Below are 14190 nucleotides of genomic sequence, written 5' to 3' on the forward strand. Positions count from 1 at the left end.
CTTCGCGGGCGCGCCCGCTCCCACAGAGATTGCGGTTCGGCTCACCGGCAGCAAGGGGTCGAAAACGGCCACTCGTGAACGGCCGCCTTCTTCCATGGCGAGCTTTCGCAGTCTGGCGTCAGCGCTCATTGGCTTGGCTGCGTCTCCTCCTGCTTGAAAACACGAAATCCGCGCGCCTGATAATTTCCAAGCGCGGCAGGATGGTCGAACGTGCATGTGTGTACCCACACCCGCTCTGTACCTTGCCATTCCCACGCAGATCGAACAGCGTGACTCAAGAGCGCCCCGCCGAAACCACACCCGAGAAACTGCGGTGCCAACCCGAAGTAGCGGATTTCGCAGTTACAGCCATCGGGGCGATAAAGCTCGTAATAGCCAGCTATCGCGCCACGGTGATAGGCAACCCAGGTACGGTGGCACTCCTGTTCAACGAGTGCCTGCCATTCGGAACTGCTCCAGCTATCAAGATCGCCCCACTCCCAGGGCGTTCCTACCAGCTTGTAGAGAAACCGATTGAATTCCGCCTGAGGCACTTCACATTCGATGATCTGAAGGTCGTGACGCTGTGGTTTTTCCTGCAGCTCGGAAGCCGAGGTCATTTCCATGTAATAAGTTATGCAAGACCATTCCATCGTAGACTCCCTGCGTCTTCCCGCTAGCGATCAACAAGCATGCCAGCTGCGGCTCGACTGCGGCTACACCTGATGTCTGCTTCGGTTAGAAAGCAGTCGCTATCAAGTAATGGATAACGCTTGGCTCGCGTTGCGCGAACCATAGCTTGGCGCAATCGGAATTAACCATGGCATCTTGTGCTAGTGCCATCCCCAAACCCGCACCATAACATCTCCTTGCCCAAACGTTTTGCTTCAAGCAAGGAGAAAACATGGTTACTGACACCGCATTGATCACTGGCGCCTCGGGTGGCATCGGACTGGAACTGGCACGCCTCCATGCGGCCAAGCGTGGCGATGTCGTCCTGGTAGCGCGCTCGCGTGACAAGCTGGAGTCCATCAAGCAGGAACTTCAGACTCGATACGGCGTGAAAGTGTATGTAATCGTGGAAGACCTGGCCGATCCTGGCGCAGCAGACCGGGTATTCGCTGCCACCGAAGCATTGGGGTTGTCCATCGACGTTCTGATCAACAACGCCGGGTTCGGTGGCCACGGGAAGTTCGTCGAACGCGACATCGCTGCCGATCTAGCCATGATGCAAGTGAACATGGCCGCGCTTACCGCTCTGACCCATCATTATCTGAAGGCGATGGTGTTGCGTCGACGCGGGCGTATTCTCAACGTCTCGTCGACCGCCTCGTTCATACCAGGCCCCCTGCAGGCGGTTTACTACGCCACCAAGGCATTCGTGACATCCTTCACCCAGGCTATCGCCGAGGAAACCCGGGAATACGGTGTAACCGCCACTGCGCTGTGCCCGGGAGCAGTCGCAACAGGTTTCGTCGCCGCAGGTGATCTGCAGGGTGTGGATGCCTGGAACAATGCCAGGACGGCACAATCCGTGGCGCAATGCGGTTACCAGGCCATGGAGCGCGGTGAACTGGTTGCGTTCAATGAAGGCAAGTTGCGCGTCATGCTCGACTGGATTGTTCCGCTGTTGCCTCGCAAACTGGTGCTCAGGATGTCCCGCAAGGCAATGGAAAAGGCATCCTGAGAAGGCCAGAGAAGCCCTACCCGTTCGCCTTGCTGACTTGCGTGCCAAGGCAATGCGCTGCAAAGAGATGCCTCGATAATGAAACAAGCCAAGAACTTCGCCGTGCATGCTGGGTGGAAGGTGATCATTGCTGATTTGGGAGTAGCGCCTGGGGACCTGCTGGCCTTGGCCGAGCTACCGGCTGATCTATTCAGCCGCAAGGACTCCGTGCTCTCGCCACCTGAGTATTTTCGACTTTTCGAAAGCCTTGAGCAGCTGGTCGGAGAGTCGCATCTACCACTGCGACTCGGTGGTGCCGTTTCAGTCGAAGCCTTCGATCCGGCTCTTTTTGCTTGCCTGTGCAGCCCGGACTTCAACGTAGCGCTCACCCGGCTTGCCGAGTACAAGCGTCTGTGTGGTCCCTTGGCACTGGATGTGGTCTTCCACGACGCTTATACCGAGGTTTTTATCGAATGCTACGGATACGACCGTCCGCTCCCGCGCAGCCTCCTTGCGATGGAACTGGTTTTCCTTACCCACCTGGCGCGCCTCGCCACAAGGCAAACGATCACCCCGCTGGAGGCAGAGCTGGTTGCGCTGCCCGAACCAGCAAAACCGTGCGAAGAGTTCCTGGGATGTATCTTGCGACAAGGCAACTGCAATCGTATTCGCTTCGCCAAAGAAGATGCTGCGCGCCCCTTCCTTACCGAGAACGTTGCCATGTGGCAATTCTTCGAGCCGGAACTCCGGACGCGGCTTTCAAAGCTCGAAGCCGGCGCCACCACCCAAGAACGAGTACACAGCGCGCTGCTCGATATGCTGCCGAGCGGGCGGAGCAGCATCCATGATGTCTCCAGTCGTCTGGCGATGAGCAAGCGCTCACTCCAGCGTCATCTTGCAGACGAGGCGCTGAACTATCAGGAGATACTCAATGACACGCGTCAGGGCCTGGCTTGCCATTACCTGTCTCGCTCAACCCTGTCCCCAGGAGAAATTGCGTTCCTGATCGGGTTCATGGATGCCAATTCTTTCCTGCGCGCCTTCAAAGTCTGGACAGGCATGACACCGGGCGAGTACCGGAGGCAGCACAGCCACCAAACGTGAGTGCTGAATGGCAGCTTTGGCGTCAGAAGCGCTCATCGCCGATCGCCGGCAAGATCAGCTCCCTTACGAACGAAGCCTCGGACAAGCGCAACAGCGCGTCGACCATGGTGACCACATCATGCACCGGTACCTGGCGCCGTTCGCCTCGTGCTGCGGCTTGTGCCAATGGCGCGTTCAGGGAGTCTTCGGTATTCAGGTAACCCAGGTGAAGCACGGTCACCGCCAGGTTGTCATCCCTGAAGCCTTCACGTAGCGCATCAGCCATGCCGTTGAGGGCGAACTTGGAAGCGCCGAACGCCACCTCCGGGCGCCCGCTCTGGCGAAGGGCCGAGGTCGAACCGGTGAGGATCAACTGCGGTCGGGGCGCACCTAGCAACTTTGGCATAAGCCGCTTGAGCAGAAGCAGCGTGGCGGTGATGTTCACCTCGACCAGCCTGGTGATCGATTCGTCGCTGTCGTCGAGGAATGCGTAGTGCTCGCTGAAGGCGTGTTCTTCCCAGATGCCCACGTTGCCGATCAGGACATCCAGATCGGCAGGTGTTCGATCCGCGATCTGTGCTACAGCCGCCGTTGGCTTGGCAAGGTCGGCATCGATCCAGTGCAGATCGATGCCCGAGGCAAGGACCAGGTCGACCGGCTGTTTGCGGGATACGCCGATCAGCGTGTCCCCTGGCTTGCCGAGCCCTTCGAGCAAGGCACGGCCCAACCCCCTGCTGGCGCCTACGATCATCGTCTTCATCTGTTGCTCCTTCCTGGCATCCTGCAAGTATCCATCGACCGATCAACCCCACTGGACATTGAGTACGACGAAGTGCAGCAGGATCCAGACCATCAGCAGCAGATGGGTCAGTTGCAACCCTTCCTGACGGATCCAGTAGCCGAACCATATCCCGCCCAGCAGCATCGCAAGCAGGAACCCGAGCGTTGCGCTCAAGGCCAGGTTCAACCAGGGCAGTGAAGCCTCCAGGCCGGCGCCAAGCACCAGTTCATAGCACCCGACCCAGGCCGTGAGGGCGGCGGCTGCCTGTATCAGCACGATGATCGACAAGGCCAGGCGATGGAGGGAGGGAGAAGTCATCGCTCGCCCCAGCAGTGGGAGGCTGATTGCGGGCGGTTGGGCCAGCGGCGCCATCGACATGGTTGCCCCGATCGCCCCGACCGAACTGGCAAAGGCATTCAGGTTGTTGATCAGGCTGATACTCAGCCACAGGCTCAAGCCGATGCAGCAGGTGATCTGAAAAATTAGCAGTGAGGTCGGAGTGTCCATTCCTGGTCCTTTGTGAGTTCGTTTCCGGTAGTTGCGAGAGCGTCCGGACGACACTCTAGAACCTCCACTTAACTCGAGGTCAATACCGTTTTCCAGGAAGGCTTCCATGCTGGCGAACCAGGTTAAGCCAGGTTCTACTTCACGCGATTGGAAGAGTGGCCATCTCAATCGTTGCCCGTTACTTCGACAACCTCGACAAACCCCTCTGACCTGCAAGGCGGCTCGAATGCAGCCGCAACTGCCTCGATACTCTCCCGCGGCACTTGATGATCCGCGCGGCGTAACGCATTGCGTGCCAGTGCCTGCTCCACCGAGGCACGAACCCAGACCGCCGAGACCGGCACGCCAACGCGCGCGGCCAACGCCAGAATTGGTGCACGATGCACGCGCCGCGGCAGTGCTGCATCGAAATACAGGCAGCCGTTATCATCCCCTGCCCCACGATGCTGCTCGATCCAGGTGGTTTTCCCCGCAGCTTGCATGCCCACGACCAACAGCAATCGCGCTTTCGGGCCACTGCGCGTTAGCGCAGCCTCCAGCGCCAGCAGGGTGAGCCGCCAAGCGTCGGCGTTGCGCGATTGGCTGAACACGCGCCCACCGAGCGTTTCAAGGTAATGGTCTGGATTGAACACTCGGGTATCGGCTGGAGGGGCAGACGACCAACGATAACCCGTCAGCGGCCGTGATTGCCCTGCCAGTTCAATGGACCGTACAGACGCCTCCCGGCCACCGCAGCGTCGGTAGAAGTGCCGATTCGAGTTATCCGTCAGCACCCAGGCGAGCAAACCTTGCCGGCCCGGCGCTTGCAGCTGCATCGCCACGGCCAGCAGCAGCTGGCGCCCAACGCCCTGTCCTTGCCAATGCGGCAGCAGATAAAGACCATAGAGCTCGTTAGCCTCCCCGAACCCCGGGCTTCGGTTCGGCCCTCCCGAGCAGAAGCCGACGATCTCGCCCGCTACCTTGGCCACGTGGTAGCTCACTCCACTAACGGCGAACAGGGCCTGATGCCGTTGTTGCTGAGCCTCGATGGTCAACCCGGCCAGAAACGCATCCGGCAGAATGCCCTGAAACGTTGTCTGCCAGGCCTTCACCGTCACGGCCGCGATGCCTGCCAGGTCCTCAGGGGTTGCCGGGGCAATGAGCAAGTCCATGTGCGCTCTCCTTCGATTCGCCATTTGTTCGTGCCATTTGGCCTGAAGCACGCGAGCGAAAAAGCCTCGTCAGGGTTCGAGCATCAAGCCAAAGCGAGTTATCGCAAGTGGCTCACTGTTCTCTTCAAAGACGCGCTGGCTTGCAGCTTGCGCAGTGAAACCGTGCTTGAGGTAAAAGCGTTTGGCGCGCTCGTTGCCATCAAGTACCCATGCGCAGACCTGCTGATACCCATTGTTCCTTATCGCCTGCAGGGCCTCTGCCCACAGAGCCGTACCTATGCCATGCGCCCAGAAGGTCGGGGCCAAATAGATCGCCATCAGTTCGGCAGTGCAATCCACAGCGTCCAGATCGCGGCTAGGGCCGAAGGAAACCCAGCCAACCACCTGCCCATTCAATTCGGCTACGCGAATGGAAGGATTGCCAGACTCGATTGCCTGCCTCAGGAAACCCACACGGCGTTCCACACTGCTGTCCAGGGCGCTCAGGTAACGGCTCGACAACAGCCCTTCATAGGCGCTCTGCCAACTGCGGATGTGAAGGATGGCAATGGCAGCGGCATCAGCGCTGACGGGCTTGCGAACAAGGAGCTTGGGTAGCAGGCTGACGGGTTCCATGTGATCAGACCTCAAAAGTATTCAACACAGTTACTGCACCTGCCATGCCACCAGGCATGCAACGATCAACTGCCGCTTTCAGCGGGTAGCCCGCAGGCTTTACCTGTACAGCAGCAACGCAAACTGTCTGAACACTGTCCCCAGGCCCACAGCATTGGCACTGAGCGCTATTTGCCCAATATAGATAGCCCGCTCCACCTTCCTCATGCCTGGTAGAGCGAAACATGTAAATGACCACCGGGCTCGATACCGGCCCGGTGATTGCTCAGCACCTTACCAATTGTGCGTATAGCTGGCAGTCAACACAGTGCCGGGTGCCGGCAAGTGGCTGGTGTTGTTGTTATTGCGCAGCAATTGGCTGTAGAGCGGGTAGTAGTCGCGGTTGAACAGGTTCTGGATGCCGACGCTAACCTTGTCGTCAGCGGAGATCTGGTACTGGCTGATCAGGTCGACTGTCGTATAGCTGCTCACCTGATGTCGACCAAAGCTGTCCACGCCATCGAGCCTGTAGTCCTTGGCGTCGAAGAACGTGGCTTGCAAGCGGTTGCTCCAATCCAGGGTCGGCTTGTATTGCACGTAGGCGGTCAGCTTCAGCGGCGGAACGCGATAGCCGGTCATGTCTTGCCAGCCTTTGCCGTCCGGTTTTTCTCGCCCGCGCATCCAGGTCGTACTCCCCCCTGCGCCCCACACCGCATCGTCCGATAGCCAATCGGCACTGGCTTCAGCGCCGTAGATGCGCTCCTTGGTGCGGGTCAGAATCAGGCCATTGTTGAAACTTTGCACATCCCCCAGTTTGGAGGTGGTGTAGAACAGCGCCAAGGTACCGAGGGTGTTGCTGCCCAGCTCTCCTCGCCAGCCAAGCTCGTAGTTGTTGGTCTTGACCGGCTCCAGGTTCGATGCGTCGATGTCGAAACCACGGCGCGCATTGCGCAACTGAATGCCCACATCGGGCAATTGGAAACCCTGGCTGAAGGAGGCGTAGATTTCCTGGCCGAGTACCGGTGAGTAGACGATGCCCAGGTTCGACAGCACCGCATCGTAATGAATGTCGCCACCCTTCACCGCCACCGGGGAGGCAGCCGTGGATTCAGACAACGGGACGAAGTCATCGAACTCGGCGGTGGAGTATTCGTAGCGCAGGCCGCCGTCGATAGACCAATGCTCGTCGAAGCGATGCTGCAGCTGGGCGAACGCTCCGGCGCTTCGCGTCCTCAGCGGGGGCATGTAGGTGAGCTTGCCGGTCTTGTCGAATACCAGGCCGCCACTGGCGTCATAAGCCGCTGGGTCGAAGACGTCGAGCGGCATGTCGCTGCGCTCCTGGTTATAGTCGCCACCCCACACCAGCTCGGTACTGCCGCTGTCGCCAAGTGGCGTGCGCAGGGTCAGGCGGCTGCCGAAGACTTCACTGTTCTGCATGATCTGGTCGATGTTGCCGCCGCGGGTAGCAACGGCCCGGGCGTCGAACGGGGTGAAGCGGGTGAAGTAGTCCCGGTAGTACATCTGGGCAGAAAGCCGGCTTCCGAGAATGTCGAGATTCTCGTACTCCAGGTTCACCAGGGTGTTGCGAATGCGGTTCTGCTCATCGAGGTCCAGGCCCTTGATCGCATTGGCCGGCACAGAGCCTGCGGGGAGTTTCGCGACGCTTGGGTCTGTAGCGTAGTCAGTGTCCTGGCGGGCGTCGTAGTGGCTGACTGCAAGCTGGATTCGCTGGTTCTCGTCGATGTGCAGCCCCAGCTTGCCGCCAATGTTGTAGATGTTCGAATCGAACAGGTCGCCTTGACTGGGCTCCGGGGCGATCCGGTCGCCATGCGCATCGTACGAGGCACCAATGTGGCGGGTACCGAAGTCGAACGAGTAGTCCACCGCGCCCTGAGAGCCTGCGAAATACTGCTGGAACTGCCCCCCCAGGCCATCGCTGCCCAGGCGGGTGAGCGGCGAGGTGGCGCTCAGGCTGGTTTCGGCACGGTTTTCGCCACCTGCAGGCCGTGTGGTGATGGAGATGATGCCCCCCGTGGCGCCGCTGCCGTAGATGGCGCTGCTGCCACGGATGACTTCGACCCGTTCGATCAGTGCCGGGTCGATGTTGGCCAGGTTGCGCGAAGAGTCGCGGTTGGTATTGAGCGGCACCCCGTCGACCATGACCAGCATGCTGCGCCCGCGCAGGGTCTGGCCATACTCGGTGACGGTGCGGCTGGAGTCGGACATGCCCGGAATCGCCTTGGCGAGTACCGTGGCCAGGCTCTCTGAACCCTGGCGCAGCTCCTGCAGTTGTTCATGCTCCAGAACGGTGGATTGCCGCGTTGCGGAAACCAGGCTGCTGCTGGTGCGCGAGGCGGTGATTTCCATCTGCGCCATTTCCACGGGCACGCTTTGGGTTGCGGGGCTGGATGCAGGGGCACCCTGCGCGACGATGACGAACGTGCGCTCATCCTTGGCCTGTACCTGCAAGCCACTGTCCTTGAGCAGCGTTTGAAGTGCTTCCTCAGGTGTGAACCGCCCTTTCACCGCAGGCAAGTTTCGGCCTGCACCGAGATCGCTGGCAAAGATGATCTGCACCGAAGACTGCTGTGCGAGCGCGTTGATGGCCTCGCCCAGCGGCGCGGCGGGGAGATCGACGTTCACCTTTTCCCGGCCCTGGGCCGACATTGCGATGAGCAGGCTACTGGCGAGCAATGACAGGCGTAGTTGGCGACTGCGGAGGGGAAAATGCACTTCTCGAGTTCCTTTTTATGGTTGGGCTTTTCCAGTAGCCGCCATGGGGATCGAGAAACCCTACCTGCGCCTGAGAATTATTTTCTTGTCGATTTGGGTTGAATCCGGACGCTGCCATCCCCTTCTCGCAGCACGGCGACGGGCAGGATGGTTGGCAGCAGATCCAGTAGCAGGTCGACATTGTGCGCCTCGAACACCCCTGTCACCTTGAGTGCGGCCAGGCTTGGCTCGCTCAGCTCGATGGGGGCCTTGCGATAGAGGCGCAGCAACGACACCGCTTCATCCAGCGGCGTCTGCTCGAACACGATGCGATCATCTTTCCATGCCATCGCCCTGGAGGCGTCGGCCTTCGCAACCGGCATCAGTTGCCCGCCAATCGAGTCGACCTGTTGCCCTGGCCTGAGGGTGACAGGCGCTTGTGCTGCAGCCGCCGCGGTGACGTCCACGCGCCCACGGGCCAAGGACACACGCACCGCGTCGTTATCCAGGCGGCGAACATTGAACAGCGTACCGAGCACCTCGACTTTCGCCAGGCCAGCGGACACCACGAAGGGGCGGTACACGGCCGAGGACACATCGAAAAGCGCCTGCCCTGCGCGCAGGTCGACTTCGCGGCTGAGCAGACGCCAACTGATATCGACATGCGTGCCACTGTCGAGCAGCAGCTTGCTTCCATCGCTCAGCAGCACAGCGCGCCGCTCACCAATGGCGGTAGCGAAACGCTCGCTCTCGTAGGCAGGGTTAAGCCACGCCAGGGCTGCAAAGGCGATCGCAAGCGCCAGCGTGATACCTACCGACTTCACCGCTTTCGAGGGCGCAGGCCTGGACGGCGGCATGGGGAACAGCTGCTTGAGCTCTTCACGATGTCGCCCCAGGGCCTCGTCCAGCGGCGCCTGTTCGGGCTGCTTGGTCATGGATGCACCTCATCGCGCCCAAGCCGTTGCCTGCACGCCGCCAACCCCAGGCGCAGGTGCTTTTCCACTGTCTTGATGGAGATACCGAGGCGAGCGGCTACTTCTGCCTGGGGGATTTCGTGAATCTTGTGCATGACGAAAACAGCCTGACAGCGAGGTGGGAGGTCTGTGATAGCGTCGACGAGCAGTTGAAACTCGCGCTCGCTGTCATACCTGGTCATCGGGGTGGCTGCCGGGCAGGCCACCTCAGGCAGCTCGGAGATAGCCTCTACCCAGGCGCCTCGGCGGCGATCGCTACGATAGCGACTCACGGCGGTGTCGTGGGAGATTTTTCGTAGCAAGGCCAGTGGGGTTCGGACGTCGTCTTTCTCACCGCGCTCAAGCAACTGCACGCACACGTCATGCACTACATCGCGCGCCATGCTTCTGTCGCCGAAGCGTCGGCGAATGTGGTCCACCAGATCGTCATAGTGACGTACCAAAGTAGACAGCAGCGTCGGTTTGGCGGGATCGAACGACACGATGCATCCTGAATAAGAGGTAGGCCCCGAAACAAGACACAAGTGTAAATGAGAAATAATTGCGAATAAACAAGCTACGGCGTCGAGCCACGCTAAATCGCAGGAAGGTGAGGAATGGTCAGCCCGTTGGCAATGGCACTGGCTTCAAGCTTTGCACGCTCCGCGTCCAGAAGGACATAGGCGGCTTGCAGCGTGGTGATCTTCGCTTGAATGTCGGCCATCTTGCTGGCTACCAACATCGCGCCTTGCGCGCAATCGATCGTATTACCCCGCTTGGCCGCAAGGATGTCGCCGATCTCGGCGAGCGAGAAACCGCCGCTCTGGGCACTTTGAATAAAGGCCAGATCAACAACGGTCTGGTCGCTGTAGCTACGGTAGTTGTTGGCTTGGCGATGGGCCACGATAAGCCCGAGTTGCTCGTAATAGCGCAATGTATGGCGGCCGACGCCACTCCGGCGCTCCAACTCTCCAACATTCACAGTAAAAATTCCTTGACTGTAGAGTACGCTCTACACCTTAGCCTGCGCCGATCATCCAGACAAGGATTCAGATATGAGCGTGGAATGCTTCGTTACCGGCGGCAGTGGGTTTGTGGGTCAACATCTGCTGGCCCGTCTTACTGCGACAGGGCACAAGACCTGGGTGCTCATGCGCAACCCTGAAAATATCGAACGCCTCAAAGCGCAAGTAAGCCAACTGGGAGGTAACCCTGCATATATAAATGCAGTTGAAGGAGACATCAGCAGGGATGGACTTGGACTCAGCGAAACAGACAGGCAATGCGTAGCTTCAGTCGCTGTGATCTTCCACCTCGCGGCGCAGTTTACCTGGGGCCTGACAATGGAGCAGGCCCGCGCAGTCAATGTACAAGGGGCGCTGAGAGTCGCCAGGCTCGCAGCGAGCCAGCGTATTCGCTTGCTGATGGTGGGCGGCTATATGCTGCAGAACCTTACCCATCTTTCAAGTATCGGGGTTGATCACGAGCGCCCTGAAAACACCAATTGGCCTGCAGTCTACGGCCGTGTGGGTGGCTACGAAGGCAGCAAGCTGGAGTCCCATTTTGCAGTCGTCCGCTACATGCAGGAGGCAGGCGCGGATTACACGATCGTTCATCCTGCTACGGTGTGTGGCCATAGCGAAAGTGGGCATATCCCTCAAGGGCAACCTCTGGCCGACCTCATTCGAAACCTGGCACTGGGCCGGTTCAAGGCTGTCCCTGGTTCCGCCAGGCACTGGTTGCCATTGGTCAGCGTCGATTACCTGGTAAAGATGATGATCTGCGTGGCGTTCGACCCGTCGATGGCCAACCGGCAGGTCCTGGCGCTGTATGAGCACACCCCGAACCTGCAGGGAATGCTCGAGCAATTGGCACAAACGCTGGATATCAAGGCACCCCGCCGCCATGTACCCATAGGGTTGCTGAAGTGGCTATTGGCGATTCCCGGCCTGGCCACCCGATTGTCGATCAGCGCCGAGTCATTGAACTTCATCCAGACGCAGCGCTTCGACATGAGTGACAGCCAGCAACTGGAACGAAAGTATCAGTTGGCACATCCCGACATGGCGCGAACATTGGAAAAGACCGTGCGCTACGTCCAGGGTTACTTGCCCTCTCGTCATGTTCACACTTCTGCAAATCCTGGCGGAAGATAACAAACGGGTTCTGACAGAGCGCGTAATTCTGTCGAACACTCCGGCAACTTCGGTGTTATATTATTGCACATGAACCAAATGGTTACTTCCTGACCGTCTGGTTAGTTAAAGCGTGTCGACGCTCAACTTGGTCTTTAGGGAAAAAGGCGTGTGAATTGAAGTGAAGCGTGACATCCACCTCGTTGTGCTACTGCTATCGGTCATCGGTTGCTCTCTCGCCTCGTTAACGCTGTGGAAGGTCATGGCTTCTCGCGAGCGCGCCCTGGAAGACGTCAATGTCCATGGCCTGAACCTGACCCAGGCACTGTCCACCTATTCGGAAGGTATCGTCCGGCAGAGCTCGATGCTGCTGCTCGGCCTGGTCGAGCGCCTGGAAACCGAGGGCGCCGGGCCTGCGCAGATCGAACGTCTGGATCAACTGGTCAAGCGCCAGCAACCATTGATGCCGCCGATGAGCGGCATCATGATCTACGCCAGGGACGGACGCTGGCTGATGTCGTCCAACCAGCCGACACCCGTCGGTGCCAACAGCAGCGATCGAGCCTTTTTCATCCACCACCGTGACGACCCATCCCGCGACCCCTTCATCGGGCTGCCAATCCGTAGCCGCGTCAACCAGGAATGGGTGATCACCATCAGCCGGCGGTTCAACGATGACCACGGCGAGTTCGCCGGCGTTGTCGCCATGACGCTTGGCGTGGAGAACTTCCTGCAGCTTTTCGGCAAACTGGATGTCGGCCATGACGGTGCCATCGGGCTGGCCTACACCGACGGTTCCATGCTGGTGCGCTACCCATTTCGGGAACAGGACATGGGGCGCAACTTTTCGAAGTCGCCCATCTTTACCAAGTATCTCGTTGACCAGCCAGCGGGCACCGCATCGTTCACCTCCAGCCTGGACGGCGTGGAGCGCCTCTATGCGTTTCGCAAGAGCGACAAGCTACCCCTGGTGACAACGGTCGCGCTGGGCAAGCAGGAAGCACTCTCGGCCTGGCGGCTCGAGGCGCTGCTGTCGTCACTGGTGGTCGCTGCGCTGCTGGCACTGATCGGGGCCATTGGCTGGCTGCTGATTCGCGCCATGAGCCGGCGCAGTGCGGTCGAAAGCGAGCTTCGACTGACCCAGCAGCAGTTGCTGGAGAGCAATCAACAACTCGAAAGCCTGGCAATGCACGATGCGCTCACGGGGCTTGCCAACCGGCGCTGCTTTGACGAGGCGCTGACCCAGGAAATCCGCACCGCCCATCGAAACGGCACCACGCTGGCTTTGCTGATGATCGATATCGACCATTTCAAACGCTACAACGACACCTATGGGCATCCGGCTGGCGACGCCTGCCTGCAGCAGATGGCTGCCCTGCTCTCTTCCTGCATCCGCCGCCCTCGTGACCTGCTGGCACGCTACGGGGGTGAGGAACTGGCCGTGATCCTGCCCGATACCGACAACGACGGAGCGGCCGTCGTCGCCAGGCTGATGCTCGAGCGCCTGGCCTTGCAACCTATCCCTCACAAAGGCAGCCCTTTCGGGCATGTGACCGCCAGCATCGGCATCGCCTGCGCCGATGGAGCGGCCCTCGAAAGCCCACCATCGCTGATTGAACGCGCCGACCGGGCGCTCTACATCGCCAAGCAGGCGGGCCGCAATCGCCTGCATGTCGACCGGGCGAAGGCATAAAGCCAATAACAAGGAATGTACAAATGCAATCTCATTTCGGCAAAGGCGTACTCTTTGCACTCTTCGCCGCTGCATTGAATGCAACGATCGGCGTACTCAGCAAAGTGTTGATGAACAGTGGATTCAGCTCCAGCAGCATCGCCCTGATAAAAACAGTCCTCGGCTGCCTGTTGCTGTCAGCATTGCTCCTGTTTCTAAAGCGGCCCCTGCATACGGCCAAGTGGTTCCATGCTGCCGTTTGCGCATTTCTCGGCATTTTTGTGTTGTTCCACTTTGAAACCTCGGCCTATAGCCATTACGCCGCGGCAGGCGTCGTGGTGATCCTGATGGCAAGCGCGTCCATATCTTCGATATTACTGGGGCGAATAGTTCTCAAGGACCCGATCACCGCCAACGCGACGGTAGGCGCCGGTTTGACCATAGCTGGCATTGCCGTGATTTTTGGCGCCGACCTGGAACAAGGCTTTACGCTGCAAGGTGCAGTGCTCGCTTCGATCGGAGGCTGCGGTTATGGCGCATTTTCGGTTGCCATGAAGCGCATGGGCGTTTCCGGGGGGCTGCATTTCACTCGGCAACTATTGTTTTTCGGCAGCCTCTACCTGCTGATGCCGGCTGCAACCGATGGGTTCAACATTGGCGAGCTGTCGCTGGTGGCGGTCATGGCACTGCTGGCGCTGGCCGCGTTGCCGACCATCCTCGGCTTCTTCTGTACCACCAAGGCCATCGAGTACCTGAAACCCTCGCAAGTCCAGGCGCTGGAGCTGACCGAGCCGCTGTTTGCCGCACTGCTGGCGTTCGTGGTGCTCAATGAAGTACCGCGGGACACGTTGTACCTGGGGGCCGGGCTGATTCTCTTCGGCCTGTGCTTCTCCAATGAGCTGATCCGACTGGGCAAGAAAGCGCCACAGCCGTCCAAAGCATGAAACGCGTGCGAGC

Annotated in this window: 14 protein-coding genes; 5 read left to right on the top strand and 9 right to left on the bottom strand. The window is 59.6% G+C overall.

From position 1 onward, the window contains the following. Positions 1-125 precede the first annotated feature (125 nt). Positions 126-632, bottom strand: coding sequence for a GNAT family N-acetyltransferase (locus RYH74_RS15855; RefSeq protein ID WP_317409721.1), 507 nt, complete (start codon positions 630-632; stop codon positions 126-128). A 251-nt stretch (positions 633-883) separates the two neighbouring features. Here RYH74_RS15855 and RYH74_RS15860 point away from each other — a divergent pair, with 251 nt between their 5' ends. Both RYH74_RS15860 and RYH74_RS15865 read left to right on the top strand, forming a co-directional pair. Beyond that, positions 884-1666 (top strand): SDR family NAD(P)-dependent oxidoreductase, encoded by a 783-nt coding sequence (locus RYH74_RS15860; protein WP_274078440.1) that lies wholly within the window; start codon positions 884-886, stop codon positions 1664-1666. A 78-nt stretch (positions 1667-1744) separates the two neighbouring features. Further along, positions 1745-2749 (top strand): AraC family transcriptional regulator, encoded by a 1005-nt coding sequence (locus RYH74_RS15865; RefSeq protein ID WP_317409722.1) that lies wholly within the window; start codon positions 1745-1747, stop codon positions 2747-2749. Between the two features lie 22 nt (positions 2750-2771). On the opposite strand, the gene RYH74_RS15870 is transcribed toward RYH74_RS15865, so the two are convergent. The 8 genes from RYH74_RS15870 to RYH74_RS15905 form a co-directional block, all read right to left on the bottom strand. Next, on the bottom strand, positions 2772-3488 hold the full coding sequence (locus RYH74_RS15870) for an SDR family oxidoreductase (protein ID WP_317409723.1): 717 nt from the start codon (positions 3486-3488) through the stop codon (positions 2772-2774). Between the two features lie 42 nt (positions 3489-3530). Beyond that, positions 3531-4016, bottom strand: coding sequence for a DUF2165 domain-containing protein (locus tag RYH74_RS15875; RefSeq protein WP_317409724.1), 486 nt, complete (start codon positions 4014-4016; stop codon positions 3531-3533). A gap of 164 nt (positions 4017-4180) precedes the next feature. Next, complete coding sequence (locus RYH74_RS15880; RefSeq protein WP_317409725.1) at positions 4181-5167, bottom strand: GNAT family N-acetyltransferase; 987 nt, start codon at positions 5165-5167, stop codon at positions 4181-4183. Positions 5168-5236: 69 nt separating this feature from the next. Then, complete coding sequence (locus tag RYH74_RS15885; RefSeq protein ID WP_085616201.1) at positions 5237-5782, bottom strand: GNAT family N-acetyltransferase; 546 nt, start codon at positions 5780-5782, stop codon at positions 5237-5239. A 273-nt stretch (positions 5783-6055) separates the two neighbouring features. Then, complete coding sequence (locus RYH74_RS15890) at positions 6056-8494, bottom strand: TonB-dependent receptor (protein ID WP_317409726.1); 2439 nt, start codon at positions 8492-8494, stop codon at positions 6056-6058. Between the two features lie 77 nt (positions 8495-8571). Beyond that, a complete protein-coding gene (locus RYH74_RS15895) occupies positions 8572-9408 on the bottom strand; it encodes a FecR family protein (protein WP_317409727.1) in 837 nt (278 codons plus the stop codon). Further along, positions 9405-9929 (bottom strand): RNA polymerase sigma factor, encoded by a 525-nt coding sequence (locus RYH74_RS15900; protein ID WP_025339489.1) that lies wholly within the window; start codon positions 9927-9929, stop codon positions 9405-9407. The genes RYH74_RS15895 and RYH74_RS15900 overlap by 4 nt, the downstream gene beginning before the upstream one ends. A gap of 92 nt (positions 9930-10021) precedes the next feature. After that, a complete protein-coding gene (locus RYH74_RS15905) occupies positions 10022-10408 on the bottom strand; it encodes a MerR family transcriptional regulator (RefSeq protein ID WP_050706059.1) in 387 nt (128 codons plus the stop codon). 73 nt (positions 10409-10481) lie between these two features. On the opposite strand from RYH74_RS15905, the gene RYH74_RS15910 reads away from it, so the two are divergent. The 3 genes from RYH74_RS15910 (at position 10482) to RYH74_RS15920 (ending at position 14177) form a co-directional block, all read left to right on the top strand. After that, the gene (locus tag RYH74_RS15910) at positions 10482-11582 is read left to right on the top strand and encodes an SDR family oxidoreductase (RefSeq protein WP_317409728.1); all 1101 of its coding nucleotides are present in this window, start codon (positions 10482-10484) and stop codon (positions 11580-11582) included. A 160-nt stretch (positions 11583-11742) separates the two neighbouring features. Continuing rightward, positions 11743-13254 (top strand): sensor domain-containing diguanylate cyclase, encoded by a 1512-nt coding sequence (locus RYH74_RS15915; protein ID WP_137164229.1) that lies wholly within the window; start codon positions 11743-11745, stop codon positions 13252-13254. Positions 13255-13277: 23 nt separating this feature from the next. Then, positions 13278-14177, top strand: coding sequence for a DMT family transporter (locus tag RYH74_RS15920; RefSeq protein WP_075045491.1), 900 nt, complete (start codon positions 13278-13280; stop codon positions 14175-14177). Positions 14178-14190: the final 13 nt, after the last annotated feature.

Source organism: Pseudomonas sp. LSJ-87, assembly GCF_032971465.1.
Taxonomy (GTDB): Bacteria; Pseudomonadota; Gammaproteobacteria; order Pseudomonadales; family Pseudomonadaceae; genus Aquipseudomonas; species Aquipseudomonas putida_Z.